Consider the following 21,441-nt stretch of genomic DNA (forward strand, 5'->3'; position numbering starts at 1 on the left):
GCTGCTCTATCGCGACGCCATGATGCTCGTCATCGACAAGCCCGCCGGGTTGCCTTCGCATCGCGGGCCGCAGGCCAAGCGCCGCATCATTCCCGTCCTGACCGACTACCTCGACGCCTTGCGCTTCGGCCTGCCGCGCAAGCCCGAAGCGGCCCACCGGCTCGACAAGGACACCTCCGGCTGCCTCGTGCTCGGCCGGCATCCCCGCGCCATGGCCGAGCTCAACCAGATGTTTCGCGACGGGCGCATCGACAAGACCTATTGGGCGATCGTGCAGGGCGAGCCTGCACGGGACGAGGGATTAATCGACCTGCCCCTCGCCAAACGCTCGCCCGAGCGTGGCTGGTGGATGAAGGTCGATCCCGCCGGCCTGCCCTCCCAGACTCGCTACCGCGTGCTCGGTCGCGGCAAGAGCGAACACGGACCTCTGGCCTGGCTGGCGCTGGAGCCGCTGACGGGGCGGACGCATCAATTGCGTGTCCACTGCCAGGCTTCCGGCTGGCCCATGCTCGGCGACGAGATCTATGGCGATGCTCCGCGCGAGGGCGGCCCCGGCCTCCAGCTTCATGCTCGCGCAATCACCGTGCCGCTCTACAAGAAGCGCGATCCGATCACGGTCGAAGCCCCGCCGCCACCACATATGTTGGCCGCGCTGCGGGCTTGCGGGTGGGAGCCTCGGGGCTGAGCCGCTTCAGCTCGCGAGTGCGTCAATCGCCTTGGCGAGCTTGACGTCGAGCTCGGTGAGACCGCCGGCATCATGGGTCGCCAGCGTGACATCCACGGTGCGGTAGACATTCGACCATTCCGGATGGTGGTTCATGGCCTCGGCCAGCAAAGCGACCCGTGTCATCCAGCCGAAGGCCTCGCTGAAATCGCGGAAGACGAAGCGCTTGGCGATGGCCTCGCGCCCTTGCGCCAGCTTCCAGCCGGTCAGGGTTGCCAGCGCTTCAGCCTGTGCCTCAGGCGAGAGTCGCTTCGGCCGCGTCATCGGCGCATCTCCCGCGACAGGCGATTCGGGTAGGAGGGGCCGAGCGGATAGGCTGCCTCCAGCACATAGGGCCCACCGCCGATCGAATCGCGCGATGACATCAGGGCCACCCGGCGCGCCGTGAAGGTGAAGGGGCGGACGATCGGGTGCAGGCTCAGAAAATGCGCGAGCTCGATGGGAGTCGTGTCGCGCAGGCGCGCCAGGGTGACATGCGGCACGAATTTGCGTCCCTCTGCCGATAGGCCGAGGCGGCGCATCTGGCGTTCGAGATCGCTCTGCAAATCGGTCAGCGCCTTGCTCGGCTGTACCCGAGCGAACAGAGCCCGCGGCTTGTCACCGCCAAAGCTGCCGAGCGCATCGAGCGTGATCTCGAACGGATAGGCCGAAAGGTCGGAGAGCATATAGTCGATATCGTTCGCCATGCGTCGGTCGACATCGCCCAGGAATCGCAGTGTGATGTGATAGTCGGCCGGCTCGATCCAGCGCGCACCCGACAATCCGCCGCGATGCAATGTCAGCCCGGTCGCGACCTCGGCGGGGATTTCCAGAGCGATGAACAGTCTCGGCATGAGCGAATCCCTGCCAAGTGATTGTGACTCTGGCGAGACGGTAGTGCAGGAAGCCGGCTCAGGGGAATTGTTTTTGGACCATGACCGTAACTGATCCCCACCGCGTCATCCCGGACAAGCCGCACAGCGACGCCGATATGGAAGCCATGCAGGAGCGCCTCCGGTCGAGGTTCAGGCATGAATCCCGGGTCGACCTGTGGTCACCCGGGATAGCTGCGTTCAGGTTGGAACCAAGCCGTTACGGGCAGGGATTGCCGAAGAGCTGGTGAATCGCATCGATTCCCGCTTCGACGTCCGGCGAAAGTCTCACGTCGATCGAGGCGATATCGGTCTTGAGCTGCTCCATCGTGGTCGCGCCGATGATGTTGGCGGTGACGAAGGAACGGCTGTTGACGAAGGCGAGCGCCATCTGGGCCGGATCGAGTCCGGCATCACGGGCGAGCGCGACATAGCGCTTGATCGCCGCCTCGGCGCCTTCCGTCTGGTAGCGCTGGCCACGATCGAACAGGGTTGTGCGCGCACCCGCCGGACGGGCTCCGTCGAGATATTTGCCGGTGAGATAGCCCTGCGCCAGCGGCGAGTAGGCGAGAAGGCCGACGTCCTCGTGCAAAGCGACCTCGGCGAGAGCCGTCTCGAAGGTGCGGTTGAGCAGGCTGTAGGCGTTCTGGATCGACTGCACGCGCGGCGTGCCGCGCCGTTCCGAATCGGCCACGAAGCGCATCGTGCCCCAGGCGCTCTCGTTGGACAGGCCGAGATGGCGGATCTTGCCAGCCTTGATCACCTCGGCGAAGGCGTCGAGCTGCTCGGCGATCGAGGTCTCATCGGCCGCCGAGGCATAGGCGTCCTTGGAGAAGCGCGTCGGGTTCGAGCCCCAGGGCATCGGCCGCTCGGGGAAATGAACCTGGTAGAGATCGATATAATCCGTCTGCAGCCTTTCCAGGCTCTTGTCGACGGCCTCGAAGACCTGCTTGCGTGTCACGCGCGTCGGGCTCTTGTCGTCGCGGAACCAGGTATTGCCGCCGCGCCCGCAGACCTTCGATGCCAGAATGATCTGATCGCGCTTGCCCCGCGCCTTGAACCAGTTGCCGATGATCCGTTCGGTCGAGCCTTGCGTCTCCGGCTTGGGCGGAATCGAGTACAGCTCGGCCGTATCGAAGAAATTGATGCCCTGCTCGAGAGCGTAATCCATCTGGGCATGGCCTTCGGCCTCGGTGTTCTGCTCCCCCCAGGTCATGGTTCCCAGGCAGATCACCGAGACCTTGAGATCGGTGCGTCCAAGGCGGCGGTATTCCATGGCGAAGCAACTCCGGAGGCAGGGGCCGGCAGGCGGCAATGCAAGAATCGGGGATACGCAAGCGGAGAACCCGCTGGCGGATCAGGATCTGGGCGGCAGGGAGGCGATGAAGCGCTCGACCGTCGGCAGGATGGTCCGGACGATGACGGCGACGCCCTCGGCCGTGGGATGAAGCCCATCCGCCTGGTTCAGGGCGCGGTCACCCGCGATGCCTTCCAGGAAGAACGGGTAAAGCACCAGCCCGTGTTGTTTCGCAAGCTCGGGATAGATCGCATCGAAGCGCTTGGCGAAATCCTCGCCGAGATTGCGCGGCGCATACATGCCCGCGAGCAGCACCGGAATTTTCCGCTCGCTCAGCCGGGCGATGATCGCTCCGAGGTTTTTCCGGGTCAGGGACGGGTCGACGCCGCGCAAGGCATCGTTGGCGCCGAGTTCGAGAATGACGCCGTCGGTGCCATCCGGCACCGACCAGTCGAGGCGTTCGAGCCCGCCTTGCGTTGTGTCGCCGGACACGCCGGCGTTCACGATTTCGACAGCAAGGCCATTCTGGCGCAGGGTCTTCTCCAGCACCGCCGGAAAGGCCGCGCTGGCCGGCAGATTGTACCCGGCCGACAGCGAATCGCCGAAGGCGACGAGCTTCAGCGGGCGCCCTGTACTCGCGTTGGACGGAGACGTCTGGGCGCCGGCCATGTCTGTGAACCCGACAAAAAGCAGCATGAAGGCGACGAAAAACGTCGCAGCCGATTGGACAAGCACGAAACGGCGCCCATATGGCCGCAGACCGTGCCGTGCCGAGAGCCTGCCCCGTTCGGGGCGCGATTCCGTGCGAGCGGGGATGGCGATGGGTAGCGAAGTCGGGATCATGGCGTGATGAGCGGGAAAGCCGTTTCGGCAATCGAGTTGCAGGATGTCCACCTGAGTTTGGGGCGTGGCGCCGCCCGCGTCCATATCCTCAAGGGCGTCTCGGTGTCGCTGGCGGATGGCGAGGCAACCGGCCTCGTCGGCCCCTCAGGCTCCGGCAAGTCGACGCTGCTGATGACCATGGCCGGGCTGGAGCGCCCGGATTCCGGCCTCGTCAAGGTCGCGGGCCAGGATCTCGGCGCCCTCGACGAGGACGGGCTCGCGGTCTTCCGCGGCCGGCATATCGGCATCGTCTTCCAGTCCTTCCATCTCGTGCCGACCATGACGGCCCGCGAGAACGTCGCGCTACCGCTGGAACTCGCCGGGCATCCCGACGCCTTCACCCGCGCCGAAGCGGAACTGCGCAATGTCGGGCTCGGCCATCGCATGGACCATTACCCGGCCCAGCTCTCCGGCGGCGAGCAGCAGCGCGTCGCCATCGCGCGCGCCGTCGCGCCGGACCCGGCGATCCTCGTCGCCGACGAGCCGACCGGCAATCTCGACGAATCGACGGGCCGTTCGATCGTGGACCTGATCTTTGCGCTCAAGCGCGAGCGCGGCGCCACACTGGTTCTCGTGACCCATGATCTCTCGCTCGCCGCTCTCTGCGAGCGCACCGTCCGCCTGCGTTCCGGCGTGATCGAGGCCGAACCCGAGACGGCGGTCGCCTGACGATGCATGCACCCGTCAAGTCGACCCCGCCCCCTCCTGCCCGCTCTCCCGGGATCGGTCTCGTCCTGCGTCTCGCCATCCGCGATCTGCGCGCCGGCGTGCGGGGCTTCGGCATCTTCATCGCCTGTTTGGCACTCGGTGTCATGACCATCGCCGCCGTCGCCTCCGCCTCGCGCGGCCTGACCGAAGGGCTCGCCCGCGAAGGCCGCCGCATCCTCGGTGGCGACGCCGCTTTCAGCCTGATCCATCGTGAAGCCACGCCGGCGGAGCTTGCCTTCCTCACTGCGCGCGGCACCGTCTCCAGCATCGCGACCATGCGCGGCATGGCCAATGCCGGAGAGAAGGGCGCGGCTCTCGTCGAGATCAAGGCGGTAGACGCGGCCTATCCGAGCATCGGCACGGTCGAGACCGATCCGCAGGCGCCATTGCCCGGCCTGCTCGGTCAACGCGACGGAGCCTATGGCGCCGTCGCCGATCCCGTCCTGTTCGGCCGGCTCGATCTCAAACCCGGCGATACCGTTACGGTCGGCGGCGCCAGGATTCAGCTCCGCGCCAATCTGGTTTCCGAGCCCGACAAGATCGCGGCCGGCGTCGGCTTCGGCCCACGCCTCCTCATGTCGCAGGAGGCGCTGAAGGCGACCGGCCTGATCCAGCCCGGCAGCCTGATTCGCTGGACCTACCGCCTCCAGCTCCCGCAGACAGCGACCAGCGATGCCGACCTCGACAAGCTGATCGCTGACGCAGGCACGCAACAGCGCGAAGCCGGCTGGGAAATCCGCTCCCGCGCCAATGCCGCGCCGAGCTTCCAGCGCAATCTCGAACGTTTCACCCAGTTCCTGACGCTGGTCGGCCTCACCGCGCTGCTGGTCGGCGGCGTCGGCGTCGCCAATGCCGTGCGCCGCTTCGTCGAGGCCAAGAAGCTCGATTTCGCCACGATGAAAGCGGTCGGTGCCACCGGAGGCCGCGTCGTCGCGATCCACCTGACCGAGGTCATGCTCGTCGCCACGATCGGCACCGCCATCGGCCTCGCGCTCGGCGCCGCCGCGCCCTTCGGCCTCGGTGCGGTCGTCCAGAGCATCCTGCCGGTGCCGTTTGAGCCGACGCTGGCGCCGGGCGAGCTCACCATCGCGGCGCTCTACGGCCTGCTGACCGCGCTTGTTTTCGCGATCATCCCGCTCGGCCGCGCCCATGACACCCCGGTCTCCGCCCTCTTCCGCGACAAGGTCGAACCCGATCCGCGCCGCCCGCGCACGATCTATCTCGCTGTTTGTGCGCTCGCACTGGCAGGCCTTGCCGGCGTCGCCATCGGCTTCGCCTATGATCGCCGGATCGCGCTGATCTATATCGGCGTGATGTTCGGCGTATTCCTGTTGTTGCGCGCGGTCTCGCTTGGCCTGATAGCGCTGGCCCGCCGCATCCCGCGCCCGCGCCGCCCGGCCCTGCGCATGGCGCTCGCCAACAGCCACCGCCCGGGCGCGCTGACGCCGGCCCTCGTGCTCTCGCTGGGCCTGGGCGTCGCCCTGCTCTCGGCGCTCTCCTTCATCGATGTCAGCCTGACCCGGCAGCTCACCGGGGCCCTGCCCGACAAGGCCCCGAGCTTCTTCTTCCTCGACGTTCCCAGCCGGGATTCCGAGCGTTTCGACGCCTTCCTCGCAGCGGAGCGGCCGGGCGCCAAGACCGAGCGCGTGCCGATGATGCGCGGCCGCATCGTCTCCGTGAACGAGACCCGCGCCGAGGATATCAAGGCGAGCGAGCAATCCGCCTGGGTGCTCGACGGCGACCGCGGCATCACCTATTCCGCCACGCTGCCGGAAGGCTCGCGCATCGCGGCGGGCGAATGGTGGCCAGCCGATTACCGCGGCGAGCCGCTGGTCTCCTTCGACGCTCAGAACGCCGCCGGCATCGGTCTGAAGATCGGCGACAGGCTTACCGTCAACGTGCTCGGCCGCAACATCACCGCCCGCGTCGCCAATTTCCGCACGGTCGACTGGCGCTCCTTCGGCATCAACTTCGTCATGGTATTCTCGCCCAACACCTTCGCCGGCGCGCCGCACACCAATCTCGCCACCGTTGCGACAAGCCCGGACGGCAAGGGCGCGACCGACGCAGCCCTCATGCGCCGCCTCGCGCTCGACTTCCCGGCCGTCACGGCGGTGCGGGTCAAGGACGCGCTCGAGGCGGTCAACACGATCGTCGCCCAGCTCGCCATGGCGATCCGCGGCGCCTCCGGCCTCGCCATCGCGGCCAGCCTCCTCGTGCTCGGCGGCGCGCTCGCCGCCGGACAACGGGCGCGGCTCTATGACGCGATGATCCTGAAGACACTCGGCGCGACCCGCCGCTTCATACTTTCGTCGTACGCCCTTGAATACGCCGCGATCGGCCTCGTCGCCGCCCTCTTCGGCGTTCTCGCGGGTACAGCCGCGGGATGGGGCATCGTCACGCAAGTGATGCGAATCGAATTCGTCAGTGATCCCAGAGGAGCGATACTGGCTGCGACTGCCGCTGTTGGCGTTACCGTCCTGTTCGGGCTCGTCGGGACGATAAAAATACTGACGAAAGCGCCGGCTTCTCATCTCAGAAATTTATGATGACTATCTGAGGCCCTGACTCGATAGACATTAAAATCCTGTAATTCTGCATGGTCGTCGTGCCGAACTTCTATGAACCGGCCGGCCTTAACCATGGCGGGGTCTTGTAAGGAAGGCGAAAGCCCCTCATATTCCCGTTATCGCGACGATCGATCGCGAGGACGGCTGGCGCCTGGGCGTCTTCCGTCGTCCGAAACACCGTCAGGGGAAACTCGCTTAATGAGCAACTTCGACCGCAATGCTCCAGTCTGGGGTGCCGGCCGCGCACAGCAGACCAGCGCCGTCGAGATGGATCAGGGCCTGCGCTCGTTCATGCTCGGCGTCTACAACAACATGGTGATCGGCCTTGCGATCTCGGCGCTGTTCGCGCTGGGCATCAACAAGATGGCCGTGACCGATCAGGCCAACGCCGCCGCCAGGATCGGCAACACCTATCTCACCTCCTTCGGCCAGCTGCTTTACGGCACGCCGCTGATGTGGGTTGTGGCGCTGGCGCCGCTGGCCTTCATCTTCTTCTTCTCGTTCCGCGCCGACAAGATGTCGGCCTCGTCCGCCCGGACGATGTTCTTCGCCTTCGCGGCGGTGATGGGCGTCTCGCTTTCGACGATCCTGATTCGCTACACCGGCGCGTCGGTGGTGCAGGTCTTCTTCATCACCGCGGCGGCCTTCGGTGGCCTCAGCCTTTACGGCTACACCACCTCGAAGTCGCTCTCCGGCATGGGCTCGTTCCTGGTCATGGGCCTGATCGGCCTGATCCTGGCCTCGATCGTGAACATTTTCCTGGCCTCGGGCGCTCTGGGCTTCGTCATCTCGCTGGTCGGTGTCGGCATCTTCGCCGGTCTGACCGCCTGGGACACCCAGCGCCTGAAGGAGATGTATCTCTACTCCGAGCTCGGCCCGGAGGAAGCTGCGAAGCTCTCGGTGAACGGCGCGCTGTCGCTCTACCTGAACTTCATCAACATGTTCCAGTTTCTGCTCTCGCTGATGGGCAACCGCGAGTGAGAACGACTGGCTCCTGAACGGGAGCGACGAGCCCCGGCCTCACGGCCGGGGCTTTTTCTTTGGGCAAGCCTTTCCTTTTGGCACGCAGATTGCTCATGCTGCGGGCATGACGACGCCCTTGATCCGCCCGGCCTTGCCGGGCGACGTCCCCGCCATCACCGCGATCTATGCCCATGCGGTCCTGCACGGCACCGCCTCCTGGGAGCTGGAGCCACCGGATCAGGCGGAGATGCTGCGGCGCTTCGAAGCCGTCCTGGCCGGCGGGTACCCCTATCTCGTCGCGCAGCGGGACGGCGGAATCCTCGGCTATGCCTATGCCGGCGCATACCGGCCGCGCCCTGCCTATCGCAGCACCGTCGAAAATTCGATCTATGTCGCGCCGGCCGCGCAGGGGCGCGGCATCGGCAGCCTGCTGCTCGATGCTCTCATGCAGGCCTGCACCGAGCGCGGCTTCCGCCAGATGATCGCGGTGATCGGCGACGGTACCGGCGCCTCGGTCGGCTCGCACCGCCTGCATGAGCGCGCCGGCTTCCGCCTGATTGGCGTGGCCGAAAAGGTCGGCTTCAAGCACGGCCGCTGGCTCGACCAGATGCTGATGCAGAAGGAACTGGGCGAGGGCGACCGCAGGCCGCCGCGATTCTGACCCACCGACAGACCTTGTCCTGAGGAGCCGCGGAGCAGGGTCTCGACGGAAGGTCCAGGTGGTTCGGGAGCCTCCTGAAGAGCCCATCGAGACGCGCCTCCGGCGCTCCTCGGAATGAGGCTCGGCCAAAACCTATCCTCGGCGCATCAGTTCACGACCCTGAGCTTGTTGTCGAGCACCTTGAGCACGCGCGAGAGTTCCGAGCCGCGCTTCAGGACCAGCCCCGTCGCAGCGACGACCGAATAGGCGCCCTGCCGCCGCGCCAATGCCGGATCCTTGACGATCCGGTAGAGCGGCATCTCCGACGAGCGTCGGAAGACCGAAAACTGCGCTTTGTCCTTCAGGAAATCGATGGCGTAGTCGCGCCATTCGCCGGCCGCGACCATTCGCCCATAGAGGTTGAGCAATTCGCCGAGTTCACGCCGGTCGAAGGTCACGGCCGCAGGCCGCGCGGGGGCCGGAAAATTCACGACCGCACCGGCGGCTTGCTGTTGCGGCGTTTCGCTCTCGCTCATGGCGCCTCCCTGGACGGGGCCTCACCAAATCATGCCCGGATGATGCGCCCGCGCTCCTGCGCTGGCAAGAGACCGCGGACAAGCGACCACGAGCGACGGATCGCGGACCGAGTCGGCATTGCCTGAGAATGCCCCATTTTCGCCGCGAACGCGCCAAGCGAGCGCCAAGTTGCGGCGCTCAACTCCCCTCGTTGCCTCGACGGCCCGGTTTCGCTGATCGCCGGTTTGTCAGCCCCCCAGCCCCCCGGAGTTCGGGCGGAGCCGGGCCACCGAGTCGGGGCCAACTAGCGGCTGGCTTAACGCCGGCCGTTTTTCTTTTTGGGCTTCCGGAGCCGCCGTTATTTCAGCTCCGTCATCCTCACCATCCGGGCGAGCATCCACGTCTTGAACGTGACCTTCGACCGGACCGGCGAAGACGTGGATCGCCGGGACAGGCCCGGCCACAGCGACAAACGCCAACCCGCGGCTGCCGGGCTCTGTGCGCTCTGCGCACAGCCCCGAAATGACGCCCACAGACCGTGTTCTACCGCACTTGCCCGTGATACTCGGCATTGGGTCGCATATCGACCGCCGAAGCCATGCGGTTCGACATGTTGTAGAAGGAGGCGACAGCGCCGATATCCCAGATGTCGCGCTCGCCGAAGCCCGCCTGGCGTAGTGCTTCCCGGTCCTCCTCGCCGATCAGATGCGGCGTCTCCGTCAATTTGACCGAGAAATCGAGCATGGCGCGATGCCGCTCCGAGAGCGCTGCCACCCGGTAATTCATCACCATCAGCTCGCCCAGCACGGGATCGCCCGAGAGCTGCCGTACGGCCGCGCCGTGGGCAGTTAGGCAGTAATAGCAGCGGTTCACGCTGGAGACGGCGACTGCGATCATCTCGCGCTCCAGCTTCGACAGGCCCGAAGGCGCCAGCATCAGGTCGTTGTAGAAGGCTGCGAAGGCGGTGAGCTTGGCGTCGTCATGAGCGTAGGAGGTCAGGACGTTCGGCACAAAGCCGAGCTTCTCCTGGCATTTCGCGAAATAAGCCTGGTTTTCTGCTGAGAGCGCCCCCGGTTCCAGGTTGAGCCCCATCACGGCCGGTGGAGAATCCTGGCGCGCCGGCTCTTCTCCGACCTTGGGTTTGTCATGCTTTGTTGCCATCGTGTGTCCTGTCGAGTCGGAGCGGCGTCGGTTTGCCCTTTTTTCGGGCACGCGAGTTGAAAGGCTCCGCAGCCTATGTCATCGCTGCGGCAAAATAACTGGGGTTGGAATATGGGCAAACGGGTGACGAACGCGACCGCTGGTGCGATCGCAGCGATCGAGGCCGCAGCCACCGGACTGAAGAGTTCGATGCCCGCCGAGTTCCCCCGCCTGCTTTTCGGCCGCTCGGTTGCCGAGGATATCGAGGCCCTTCCGGCCGCGATGCTCGCCCGCACAGCCGCAGCCGCCTTCGAGCACCTCGCCCAGCCGCGCAAGCCCGACACGATCAATCTACGCTTCCGCGACGAGGAATACGGCGAGGGCGAACGCAAGAACCAGCTCACCGTTCTTGAGGTCGTCAACGACAACAAGCCGTTCCTGCTCGATTCGACGCTCGCCGAACTGCAGGAACAGGGCCACGAGCCCCGCCTCGTCGCCCACCCGATCTTGGCCGTCGCCCGCGACGCCAAGGGCAAGTTCACCTCGCTCGCCGGCGAAGCCGCCGGCCGCGCCCCCGAGGGCACGCGACGTGAGAGCCTGCTCCACATCCACGTCCCGCGCATCGATACGCCGGAAGCGCGCGAGAAGCTGCGCGCCGGGCTCGACCACGTCTATGCCGATGTCGCACTCGCCGTCGACGACTGGGCCGCGATGCGCGGCCGCATCACCGAGGTGATCCAGGCCTACCGCGCCAATCCGCCGCCGCTCCCGGAGGACGAGATCAACGAGGCGCTGCAGTTCCTCGAATGGATCGCCGGTGACAACTTCACCCTGCTCGGCATCCGCGCCTATCGCTTCCCCGGCGGCGACGTCGCGGCCGACCCGATCGAGGGCTCGGGCCTCGGCATCCTGCGCGACCCCACCGTCAAGGTTCTGCGCAAGGGCCGCGAGCTGGTCACGGTCACGCCGGAACTGCGCTCCTTCCTGGCCAAGCCCCAGGCGCTCATCATCACCAAGGCCAACGTCAAGAGCCGCGTCCACCGGCGCGTCCATCTGGACTATGTCGGCGTCAAGCTGTTCACGCCGGATGGCCGGCTCGACGGCGAACTCCGCATCGTCGGGCTCCTGACCTCGAACGCCTATACAGGCTCGGCCCGGGCCATCCCCTATCTCCGCCTCAAGGTCGCGCGCGTCGCCAAGAATATCGGCTTCGATCCCGCGAGTTATTCCGGGCGGGCGCTGATGAACGTGCTCGACGCCTATCCCCGCGACGAGCTCTTCCAGATCGACGTGGCGACGCTCGAGCAGTTCGCGCTCGACATCCTCCAGCTCACCGAACGGCCGCGCATCCGCGCGCTCGCCCGCGTCGACGAGTTCGATCGTTTCGTCTCGATCCTCGTCTTCATCCCGAAGGATCGCTACGATACCACGGTCCGCCAGCGCGTCGGCGATTTCCTGGCGCGGATCTATGGCGGGCGCCTCTCGGCCGCCTATCCCGCCTATCCCGAGGGGCCGCTCTCGCGCACCCACTACATCATCGGCCGCGACGAGGGCAAAACCCCGCGCGTCGAGCGCGCCACGCTGGAAGCGGGCATCAGCGCCATCGTCCGCACCTGGGGCGACGGGCTGAAGGACGTACTCGACCAGGAAAAGGCCGGGCCGGCGGCCCGCGCGCTCGCCGAGCGCTATGCCGAGGCCTTCGGCGCCGCCTATCGCGAGCGCTTCTCGGCCGCCGACGCGCTCGTCGACATCGAGATGCTCCAGCAGCTCACGCCTGAGCGGGCACGCGCCGTCAATCTCTACCGGCGCGAGGGCGACGACGCCAAGCGCGCCAATCTCAAGGTCTTCTCGCGCGGCGCGCCGATCTCGCTCTCGGCTCGCGTGCCGGTGCTGGAGAACATGGGTTTCCGCGTCGTCAACGAACGGACCTACAACGTCATGCCGCAGGGCAATGGCGACACCGCCCGCATCTGGCTGCACGATATGACGCTGGAGCGCGCCGACGACGGCGAGATCGATATCGAGCATCTCGATCCGACCATCGAGGCGGCGTTGATGGCGCAGTTCCGCGGCCTTGCCGAATCCGATCGCTTCGACCAGCTCGTACTGGTCGCCGGCCTCGCCTGGCGCGAGGCGGCGCTGCTGCGCGCCTTCGGTCGCTATCTGCGCCAGGCCGGCGCGCCCTATGCGCAGGGCTATATCGCCGATGCCCTGACCCGCCACCCCGACATCGCCTCGGGTCTGGTCGCCTATTTCACCGCCAAGTTCGACCCGCGCATTCCGGCCGGCGAACGCGAGCAGCGCATGGCCCGGAAGCACGCGGAGATCGAGCGAGCGCTCGACGCCGTCACCAGCCTCGACGACGACCGCATCCTGCGTCGCCTCGTCAATCTGATCGATGCCGCGCTGCGGGTGAACTTCTTCCAGATCGGCCCGGACGGCCAGCCGCGCCAGACCATCACCTTCAAGTTCGATTGCGCCAAGGTCGATGGCCTGCCGCTGCCGCGCCCGCTCTACGAGATTTTCGTTTATTCGCCACGGGTCGAGGGCGTGCACATGCGCTTCGGCAAGGTCGCCCGCGGCGGCCTGCGCTGGTCCGACCGACCGCAGGACTTCCGCACCGAGGTGCTCGGCCTCGTCAAGGCGCAGCAGGTCAAGAACGCGGTGATCGTGCCCGTCGGCGCCAAGGGCGGCTTCGTACCGAAGCAGCTCCCGTCCGCCTCGGACCGAGCCGCCTGGCTGGCCGAGGGGACCGAGAGCTACCGGATCTTCATCCGCAATCTGCTCGAGCTCACCGACAATCTCGACGGCGAGACTATCGTGCCGCCGCCCGACACGGTGCGCCATGACGGCGACGATCCCTATCTCGTCGTCGCCGCCGACAAGGGCACGGCGACCTTCTCCGACACCGCCAACGCGATCTCGCTGGAGAAGCACCACTGGCTCGGCGACGCCTTCGCCTCCGGCGGCTCTCAAGGCTATGACCACAAGGGTATGGGCATCACGGCGCGGGGCGCCTGGGAAGCGGTGAAGCGCCATTTCCGCGAGGTCGATGTCGACATCCAGACCACGCCCTTCACCGTCGCTGGCGTCGGCGACATGTCGGGCGACGTCTTCGGCAACGGCATGATGCTTTCACCGGCGATCAAGCTGGTCGCCGCCTTCGATCATCGCGACATCTTCCTCGATCCAGATCCGGAGCCGGCCAGCTCGCTGGCCGAGCGCCAGCGCCTGTTCAGGCTGCCGCGCTCGTCCTGGGCCGACTACGACAAGAGCCTGATCTCGAAGGGCGGGGGCGTATTCTCGCGCCAAGCCAAAAGCATCCCGCTCTCGGCCGAGGTTCGCGCGCTGCTCGACCTCGACAAGAAGGAGGTCTCGCCGCCCGAGCTGATGACGGCGATTCTGAAGGCCCGTGTCGATCTGCTCTGGTTCGGCGGCATCGGCACCTATATCCGCTCGTCCGAAGAGGCCGACGCGCAGGTCGGCGACCGCGCCAATGATCCTATCCGCATCACCGGCAACGACGTTCGGGCGCGCATTATCGGCGAGGGCGCCAATCTCGGCATGACCCAGCGCGGCCGCATCGAGGCCGCCCGCAAGGGCGTGAAGCTCAATACCGACGCCATCGACAATTCGGCCGGCGTCAACACCTCCGACGTCGAGGTCAACATCAAGATCGCGCTGGCCGGCCCGGTGAAGGACGGCCGCCTGAAGGAAGACAAGCGCAACGAATTGCTGGCGGCGATGACCGACGAGGTCGGCGATCTCGTCCTGCGCAACAACTACCTTCAGACGCTGGCGCTCTCGCTGACGGAAGCGCAGGGCTCGGCTGCGACGCCCGGCCTGCGCTTCCTGATGCAGACGCTGGAGCAGGACGGACGGCTTGACCGCTCGGTCGAATACCTGCCCAGCGATGCCCAGCTCGCCGAGCGCGAGAAGCGCAGCGAAGGCCTCACCCGACCCGAGCTTGCGGTACTCCTGGCCTATGCCAAGCTTTCGCTGCACGATGCGCTGCTTGAATCCTCCGTGCCCGACGATCCCTATCTCGCGACCGAACTCGTCCGCTATTTCCCGAAAGCCCTTCGAGAGGCCTATCCGGACGCGATCGCCAGCCACAAACTGCGGCGCGAAATCGTGGCGACGCAGCTTGCCAACGCCATCGTCAACCGCGGCGGCCCGGCCCTTGTGCCGGTCCTGGCGGCGCTGACCCGCTCGGGCGCCCCGGCCATCGCTGCGGCCTACGCCATCGCGCGCGATTCCTTCGATCTCATCGCGCTCAATGGCGAGATCGATGCGCTGGATGCGAAAATTCCCGGCAAGACCCAGCTCAGCCTCTACGCCGCCGCGCAGGAACTCGTCACCAATCGCATGGGCTGGTTCCTGCGGCGCGGCGTCGCCAAGCCCGGCACGATCGAGCAGACCATCGCCCGCTACGCCAGGGGCGTGAAGGAGCTGTCCGAGCAACTCGGCAGCCTGCTGCCCGAGGCCGCATCCCAGGCGAGGCTCGCGCGCATCGCCGTGCTGACCTCGGAGGGCGTGCCGGAAGTCCTCGCCACGCGCATCGCCAGCCTGCCGGCGCTCGCGGAGGCGACCGACATCGTCGATATCGCCGAGCGCAGCAAACGCAAGATCGGCGAGGTCGCCCGCATCCATTTCGGCATCGACGCGCTGTTCGGCCTGTCGAGCCTGAAGGCGGCGGCAGCAGCGGTTCCGGCGACGGACGACTACGAGCGCCTCGCCCGCGAACGGGCGATCGAGACCCTCGACGACGCCCATTCGCACCTGACGCAGGAGGTTTCGGCCTACTCCAAGGGGCAGGGCACGCTGGAGAGCTGGCTGGCCGAGCGCGGCGAGGATGCGGAGCGCACCCGCACCACTGTCAACGCGATCACCAGCTCGGGCCTCACCTTGCCGAAGTTGATGGTGGCGGCCGGCATGCTGGCCGACCTGCCGCGCAAGCATTAGGTTGTGGTGCTCTGCAAGAGCGATGCGATCTGAGATTTGATCATCCCATGGGACCGGAAGGCGGTATCCGCTTTTCGGTCCGATGCACTTCTTGAACGGAAACACCGATGACCGGCGAAGCCGACACGACGACCCGCATCGACCCGAAGCTGCTCGAAATTCTGGTCTGCCCGCTGACCAAGGCGACGCTGGAATACGACGCCGCCAAGCAGGAGCTGATCAGCCGCCCGGCCAAACTCGCCTATCCGATCCGCGATGGCATCCCCATCATGCTGCCGGAAGAGGCTCGTCCGCTGGAGGATTGAGGCTCCATGTCATTCTCGGGCGTCGCGTAGTGGCGACCAGGGAATCTCATGCCGAGAAGCGCGCCATGTCCTTTGAGAGATGCTCGGGTCTAGCCCGAGCATGATGTACGACGCTCAAAGCGTCTCGCCCCTCAACAACCGCGGCGGCGCACCGGCAACACCCGCCGCTTCGCGGATGAAGAAGCGCTTGAGGCCCGGCAGCCGGTCGACGAGGCCGAGGCCGAGATCGCGCGCGAGCCTGAGCGGCGTCGCGTCGTTCGAGAACAGGCGGTTCAAGCCGTCGGTCACCGCGCCCATCGCCACCGTGTCGAAGCGGCGCGCCTTCTCGTAATCCTCCAGCACATCGGCCGAGCCGGGATCGAGCCCCAGACGGGCCGCGTCGACGATGGTCTCGGCCAGCGCTGCGACGTCCTTGAGGCCCAGATTGAGCCCCTGCCCGGCGATCGGATGAATCAGATGCGCGGCATCGCCAAGGAGAGCCAGCCGCTCGCCGACGAAGCGGCGTGCCATGCCGAAGCCGAGCGGATGTGCGCTCACGGCGCTTTCGAGCGCAATCTCGCCGAGTTCCAGCCCGAAGCGCCGCTCGATCTCGGCCAGCATGTCTTGGATATCGAGCGAGAGCAGCGGTTCGACATTCTCCGTCCGCTCCGTCCAGACGATCGAGGAGCGGTGCCCGAGCGAACCGCCATCAGCCAGCGGCAGAATGGCGAACGGCCCCGAGGGCAGGAAATGCTCGACCGCGCGGCCGTCATGTGGTCGCTCGTGCCCGATCGTCGCGACAATGCCGGACTGGCCGTAATCCCAGCCGACCCAACCGATCCCGGCCTGCTCCCGCAGTTTCGAGCGGGCACCGTCGGCCGCGACCAGCAAGGCAGCCCGACAGTGCGTTCCGTCGCTGAAAACAAGCTCGACCGCAGCATCATCGGCGGAGAAGCGTCGCACCCCGGCGCTGTGGAGTTCGACGCCCGCCTTCTCGCAGGCGGCCTTCAACGCTGCGATCAGGGCCGCGTTCTCGACCATATGGGCGAAAGGCTCGCCGGGCTCGACCTCGCCGTCAAAGGTCAGGAAGACCGGGCGTACGGCATCCTCGGTGCGGCTGTCGGATACGACCATCTCCAGCATCGGCTGGGTGGCATGGGTAATACCCTCCCAGATACCCAGCGTCTGCAGCATCGCCCGGCCGCCGGCAGCGACCGCAAAGGCGCGGTTATCGGCGCGGGGCGCAGCCGCCAGTACCGGATCGGCGAGCGTGATTGAAAAATCCTCGCCCAGCCCCTGTTTCAGCGCGAGCGCGAGCGCGAGGCCGGCGATGCCGCCGCCCGCGATGACGATGCGCATGGCGCCGCTGCCCTGCTCGATAGCCATGTCGTCCTTCTCTCCACGCCGACTTGACGCCACGGGATGCCTCGGTGCTGATGCCAGGCGAAACCGGATGACCCTGTGCGGGCCACCGGCCATTCCGTCAACCTGACCGCGATGCCGCCGACCATGTCACAGATCAGCGCCTCCCTGACGGCGATTCTCGACCTCGAGCCGCTCGAGCGCAACCTGTTCCGCGGTCGCAGTCCGAAATCGACCTGGCCACGCGTCTTCGGCGGGCAGGTGATCGCGCAATCGCTTTATGCAGCCTGCAAGACGGTCGAGGGCCGGCAGCCGCATTCGCTGCATGCCTATTTCCTGCTACCCGGCGATCCCGAAGTGCCGATCGTTTACGAGGTGGATCGCCTGCGCGACGGCCGCTCCTTCACGACGCGCCGCGTGCTCGCCGTGCAGAAGGGGGAAGCGATCTTCGCCATGTCGGCCTCCTTTCAGGTCAACGAGCCCGGCTACGAACACCAGATGCCGATGCCGAAGGTGCCGATGCCGGAGGAGCTGCCGGACCGCGAGGAGATGACGAAGATGTTCACTTCGCTGCAACCCAATCCGCTGCAGACCTTCTATCAGCGCGAGCGTCCGATCGAGATCCGCCCGGTCGAACTGGAACGCTACCGGGGCGCCGCCAATCTGGAGCCGAAATTCAACGTCTGGATCCGGGCGATCGAGCCCCTGCCCGACGAGCCGGCCTTCCATCAGAGCGTGCTCGCCTATGCCTCCGACCTCCTGCTGCTCGATTCCAGCCTCATCGCCCATGGTGCGACGGTCTTCGACCAGAAGATCCAGGCCGCCAGTCTCGATCACGCGATCTGGTTTCATCGTCCGTTCCGCGCCGACGACTGGCTACTCTATTCACAGGACAGCCCCTCGACCTCAGGCGCGCGCGGGTTTTCGCGAGGTCTCGTCTTCGACCGGCAGGGCCGCCTCGTCGCCTCGGTGGCGCAGGAAGGGCTGGTTCGGCCCCGCCCCGATCTCGGCTGATCGAGTTTCAGGCACCTGCGCAGAATCCGGACGGATGCCTGATTTTTGGGCAGCAATAGCGGTTCGTCTCCTGTTTTCTCGATGATCTCGCCTCCGGATGCGGCTTTGCCGCGCCCGGAATGGGTTGGCACGTCCCTTGAATTGCATGTTGCGACGCAACTGCGGTCCCGCAGGTGCGAGAGGTGCAACGAGATCGCCGGGGCTGACGACCAGGCGGCGCAGACGGGGAAACCCAGCTCATGAAAATCGTGATGGCGATCATCAAGCCGTTCAAGCTGGAGGAGGTGCGCGACGGGCTCACCGCCGTCGGCATCCATGGCCTGACCGTGACCGAGGTGAAGGGCTACGGCCGCCAGAAAGGTCATACGGAAATCTATCGCGGCGCCGAATACGCCGTGAGCTTCCTGCCCAAGATCAAGATCGAGGTCGCGGTCTCCGACGAGCTCGTCGACCGGGTGATCGAAACGATCACCGCCGCCGCCCGCACCGGCCAGATCGGCGATGGCAAGATCTTCGTCTCCTCGATCGAGAAGGCCGTGCGCATCCGCACCGGCGAGACCGATGCCGACGCGCTTTGAGCCCTGCCCCCTTCAGGAGTTTTCGACGATGGTTTTCAGGACTTCTTTGCGGGCTGGATCGATCGGCCTCGCCGTCGCTGCCCTCTCAACCGGTGCCGCTCTGGCGCAGGTTCCCGCCACTGCGGCCGCTGCCGTGCCGAACAAGGGTGATACGGCCTGGATGCTGGTCTCGACCTTGCTCGTGCTGTTCATGACGCTGCCAGGCCTCGCGCTGTTCTATGGTGGCCTCACCCGCTCGAAGAACATGCTCTCGGTGATGAGCCAGATCACGGCCACCGCCGCCGTGATGTGCATCGTCTGGGTCGTCTACGGCTACAGTCTCGCCTTCACCGGAGGCGGCGCGCTGACCAGCTTCGTCGGCTCCTTCTCGAAGGCCTTCCTCGCCGGCGTCACCAACGAGACCACCTCGGACACCTTCACCAAGGGCGTTGTCATCCCCGAATACGTCTTCATCTGCTTCCAGATGACCTTCGCCATGATCACGCCGGCGCTGATCGTCGGCGGCTTCGTCGAGCGCATGAAGTTCTCGGCCCTACTGCTCTTCGTCCTGCTCTGGGCGACCATCGTCTATTTCCCGATGGCGCACATGGTCTGGTTCTCGGAGGGCTATCTCTTCACCCTCGGTGCGCTCGATTTCGCCGGCGGCACAGTCGTCCATATCAATGCCGGCATCGCGGCCTTGGTCGGCGCCCTCGTGATCGGCAAACGCATCGGCTACGGCCGGGAATTGATGTCGCCGCACTCGCTGACGATGACCTTCATCGGCACCGCCGTGCTCTGGGTCGGCTGGTTCGGCTTCAATGCCGGCTCGAATCTCGAAGCAACAGGCGGTGCGGCGCTCGCCATGATCAACACCTTCACGGCGACCGCCGCCGCGGCGCTTGGCTGGCTCTTCATCGAATGGATCGTCAAGGGCAAGCCCTCACTGCTCGGCATGCTCTCCGGCATCGTCGCCGGCCTCGTCGCCGTCACGCCGGCCGCCGGCCTGGTGGGACCGATGGGCGCGATCGTGCTTGGCTCCATTGCCGGCGTGGTCTGTTTCTTCTTCTGCACCACGGTGAAGAACGCGCTCGGCTACGATGATTCGCTCGATGTCTTCGGCGTCCATGGCGTCGGCGGCATCATCGGCTCGATCGGCACCGGCATCTTCGTCGCTCCCGCGCTTGGCGGCATCGGCGTCGCCGATTACGCCATGGGCGCCCAGGTCTGGAAGCAGTTCGTCGCGGTCGTCATCGCGGTCGCCTGGTCCGGCATCGGCTCCTTTGTCCTGTTCAAGATCATCGACGCAGTGATCGGCCTGCGCGTCACCTCCGACCAGGAACGCGAGGGCCTCGACATCGCCGAGCATGGCGAGCGCGCCTACAACATCTGATCCTCCTGCCGCATCCGATAAAACCTCGTCCCCGGCGGGCAACCGCCGGGGTTTTTCTTAGGATCGCCGCTCCCCCCGCCAGAATGACGGCGCACCGTCCGGCAAGGTTAAGCGGGTCTTAACCTCGGCTTCCTAACCTTCCGCGGATGGCCGAATGGTGCGGCCCGACAGTCCGGACAAGACCCGAAACCGCATGCGCACGATCCGCCGCTCCCAATCGCTCATGGACCGCCTGCCCGACCCGGTGCGCGAGTTCCTGTCGCGCCGTGCCTCGGAGCTGACCGGGATGGGCGTCCTTGCCCTGATGATCGCGGTGTCCACGGCGCTGGCAAGCTGGTCGGTCGACGATCCCAGTCTCAACAACGCCACCAGCGGCGCCGTCCGCAACTGGCTCGGCCGCCCGGGCGCCATGGTCGCCGACCTGCTGATGCAGCTCATCGGCCTCGGCGTCATCGCCCTGCTGTTCCCACCGGTGATCTGGGCGCTCCGCCTCGTCCGCTTCCACATGTTCGACCGTGGCGCGCTGAAGCTCGGCCTCTGGGTTGTGGGTGTCGCCGCGACCGCCGCGGTCGCCAGCGCGCTCCCTGCGACCCCGCGCTGGCCGCTGCCCACCGGCATGGGCGGCGTCATCGGCGATGGCCTGTTGTTCGGCACACGCAATATCGCAGGCATCGCCGGCAGCGCCGTCGGCAGCCTGGTTGGCTTCCTTTATGCCGGCGTCGCCATCCTCGCCGTCACCGCCGCGGCCGGCTTCGGCTTCGTCACCGACGAGGACCCTGCTCTCGACAGCGACGAGGCCGAGGATAGCTGGTCCGATAGCGAGGAGCGTCGCGACGACGAGCCCGGCATCGCCGTCATCCTGATCGGCTGGCTCGCCCATGGAGCGATGGCCTTGCGCGCCGCGATCCTGCGCCGCCTGCCGCAGCCGCCCGAGCCAGCGATCGATACCGGCGTCGTTCCGACCCGCGACAGCAGCCGCGTGCGCCGCGAGCCGCAATTCGGCGAAGCCCCGGCCGGCCGCCGCAGCCTGCCCGATTTCGATCCCGAGCCGCTGCCCGGCGCCCGCTCCGTTACGGGTCCGAATCGAGTATCCGACGATTCCGACGCGCCCTTCGACCTCGACGACGAGCCGCAGGATCTGCGCGACCTCAATGCCCCGCGCGTCACCATGCCCCGCCCGGCGCCCAAACCCGGCAAGCGCATGCAGCGCGAGGCGCAGCCCTCGCTGCTCGACCGCGACACGTTCGAATTGCCGCCGCTGACCTATCTGGCCGAGCCGAAGAAGGTCGCAGCCAACGCGGTATCGACCGACGCGCTGGAGCAGAATGCCACGCTCCTCGAAGGCGTTCTGGAGGATTTCGGCGTTCGCGGCGAGATCTCGCAGGTACGTCCTGGCCCGGTCGTCACCCTGTACGAACTGGAGCCCGCTCCCGGCACGAAATCCTCCCGCGTGATTTCCCTGGCGGACGACATCGCGCGTTCGATGAGCGCTGTGTCGGCACGCGTCGCGGTGGTTCAGGGCAAGAACGCGATCGGGATCGAGTTGCCCAACACCCGCCGCGAGACCGTCTTCCT

At 66.5% G+C, this 21,441-nt stretch carries 18 protein-coding genes; 11 read left to right on the forward strand and 7 right to left on the reverse strand.

What is annotated here, in order from left to right; translation table 11 throughout:
- Positions 1 to 19 precede the first annotated feature (19 nt).
- Entirely contained in the window at positions 20 to 685 is a 666-nt protein-coding gene (locus J0I42_RS22285) for an RluA family pseudouridine synthase (protein ID WP_291658201.1), read from the forward strand.
- A gap of 6 nt (positions 686 to 691) precedes the next feature.
- Here the strand turns inward: J0I42_RS22285 and J0I42_RS22290 are convergent, their stop codons facing one another.
- The 4 genes from J0I42_RS22290 to J0I42_RS22305 form a co-directional block, all read right to left on the reverse strand.
- Positions 692 to 988: a 4a-hydroxytetrahydrobiopterin dehydratase gene (locus tag J0I42_RS22290; RefSeq protein WP_291658175.1), complete on the reverse strand. Its 297-nt coding sequence runs from the start codon at positions 986 to 988 to the stop codon at positions 692 to 694.
- Entirely contained in the window at positions 985 to 1,557 is a 573-nt protein-coding gene (gene thpR / locus J0I42_RS22295; protein ID WP_291658177.1) for an RNA 2',3'-cyclic phosphodiesterase, read from the reverse strand. Before thpR ends, J0I42_RS22290 begins: the two co-directional genes overlap by 4 nt.
- Before the next feature lie 238 nt (positions 1,558 to 1,795).
- Complete coding sequence (locus J0I42_RS22300) at positions 1,796 to 2,851, reverse strand: NADP(H)-dependent aldo-keto reductase (protein ID WP_291658179.1); 1,056 nt, start codon at positions 2,849 to 2,851, stop codon at positions 1,796 to 1,798.
- An 81-nt stretch (positions 2,852 to 2,932) separates the two neighbouring features.
- The gene (locus J0I42_RS22305; protein ID WP_291658181.1) at positions 2,933 to 3,541 is read right to left on the reverse strand and encodes an arylesterase; all 609 of its coding nucleotides are present in this window, start codon (positions 3,539 to 3,541) and stop codon (positions 2,933 to 2,935) included.
- A 180-nt stretch (positions 3,542 to 3,721) separates the two neighbouring features.
- On the opposite strand from J0I42_RS22305, the gene J0I42_RS22310 reads away from it, so the two are divergent.
- From J0I42_RS22310 to J0I42_RS22325, 4 genes are all read left to right on the forward strand, one after another.
- Positions 3,722 to 4,423, forward strand: a complete 702-nt coding sequence (locus tag J0I42_RS22310; RefSeq protein ID WP_291658182.1) for an ABC transporter ATP-binding protein — start codon at positions 3,722 to 3,724, stop codon at positions 4,421 to 4,423.
- Between the two features lie 2 nt (positions 4,424 to 4,425).
- A complete protein-coding gene (locus J0I42_RS22315) occupies positions 4,426 to 7,011 on the forward strand; it encodes an ABC transporter permease (protein WP_291658183.1) in 2,586 nt (861 codons plus the stop codon).
- Between the two features lie 219 nt (positions 7,012 to 7,230).
- On the forward strand, positions 7,231 to 8,013 hold the full coding sequence (locus tag J0I42_RS22320) for a Bax inhibitor-1/YccA family protein (protein ID WP_291658185.1): 783 nt from the start codon (positions 7,231 to 7,233) through the stop codon (positions 8,011 to 8,013).
- A gap of 106 nt (positions 8,014 to 8,119) precedes the next feature.
- Complete coding sequence (locus tag J0I42_RS22325) at positions 8,120 to 8,656, forward strand: GNAT family N-acetyltransferase (protein WP_291658186.1); 537 nt, start codon at positions 8,120 to 8,122, stop codon at positions 8,654 to 8,656.
- Between the two features lie 146 nt (positions 8,657 to 8,802).
- On the opposite strand, the gene J0I42_RS22330 is transcribed toward J0I42_RS22325, so the two are convergent.
- Both J0I42_RS22330 and J0I42_RS22335 read right to left on the reverse strand, forming a co-directional pair.
- Complete coding sequence (locus J0I42_RS22330; RefSeq protein ID WP_291658188.1) at positions 8,803 to 9,171, reverse strand: DUF2794 domain-containing protein; 369 nt, start codon at positions 9,169 to 9,171, stop codon at positions 8,803 to 8,805.
- A 523-nt stretch (positions 9,172 to 9,694) separates the two neighbouring features.
- Positions 9,695 to 10,243: a peroxidase-related enzyme gene (locus J0I42_RS22335; protein ID WP_291658202.1), complete on the reverse strand. Its 549-nt coding sequence runs from the start codon at positions 10,241 to 10,243 to the stop codon at positions 9,695 to 9,697.
- 180 nt (positions 10,244 to 10,423) lie between these two features.
- Between J0I42_RS22335 and J0I42_RS22340 the strand changes: the two genes are divergently transcribed.
- Both J0I42_RS22340 and J0I42_RS22345 read left to right on the forward strand, forming a co-directional pair.
- Positions 10,424 to 15,256, forward strand: coding sequence for an NAD-glutamate dehydrogenase (locus J0I42_RS22340; protein WP_465247713.1), 4,833 nt, complete (start codon positions 10,424 to 10,426; stop codon positions 15,254 to 15,256).
- 107 nt (positions 15,257 to 15,363) lie between these two features.
- Complete coding sequence (locus J0I42_RS22345) at positions 15,364 to 15,561, forward strand: Trm112 family protein (protein WP_047580901.1); 198 nt, start codon at positions 15,364 to 15,366, stop codon at positions 15,559 to 15,561.
- Positions 15,562 to 15,675: 114 nt separating this feature from the next.
- Here the strand turns inward: J0I42_RS22345 and J0I42_RS22350 are convergent, their stop codons facing one another.
- The gene (locus J0I42_RS22350) at positions 15,676 to 16,926 is read right to left on the reverse strand and encodes a ubiquinone biosynthesis hydroxylase (protein ID WP_291658190.1); all 1,251 of its coding nucleotides are present in this window, start codon (positions 16,924 to 16,926) and stop codon (positions 15,676 to 15,678) included.
- A gap of 123 nt (positions 16,927 to 17,049) precedes the next feature.
- Between J0I42_RS22350 and tesB the strand changes: the two genes are divergently transcribed.
- From tesB to J0I42_RS22370, 4 genes are all read left to right on the forward strand, one after another.
- Positions 17,050 to 17,916 (forward strand): acyl-CoA thioesterase II, encoded by an 867-nt coding sequence (gene tesB, locus J0I42_RS22355; protein ID WP_291658205.1) that lies wholly within the window; start codon positions 17,050 to 17,052, stop codon positions 17,914 to 17,916.
- 239 nt (positions 17,917 to 18,155) lie between these two features.
- Complete coding sequence (locus J0I42_RS22360; RefSeq protein WP_291658193.1) at positions 18,156 to 18,494, forward strand: P-II family nitrogen regulator; 339 nt, start codon at positions 18,156 to 18,158, stop codon at positions 18,492 to 18,494.
- A 28-nt stretch (positions 18,495 to 18,522) separates the two neighbouring features.
- Positions 18,523 to 19,866, forward strand: a complete 1,344-nt coding sequence (locus tag J0I42_RS22365) for an ammonium transporter (protein ID WP_291658194.1) — start codon at positions 18,523 to 18,525, stop codon at positions 19,864 to 19,866.
- Between the two features lie 154 nt (positions 19,867 to 20,020).
- Positions 20,021 to 21,441: DNA translocase FtsK (locus J0I42_RS22370; protein WP_291658196.1), on the forward strand; the 1,421-nt coding region annotated here is incomplete at its 3' end.

Source organism: Allobosea sp. (assembly GCF_017308015.1).
Classification (GTDB): Bacteria; Pseudomonadota; Alphaproteobacteria; order Rhizobiales; family Beijerinckiaceae; genus Allobosea.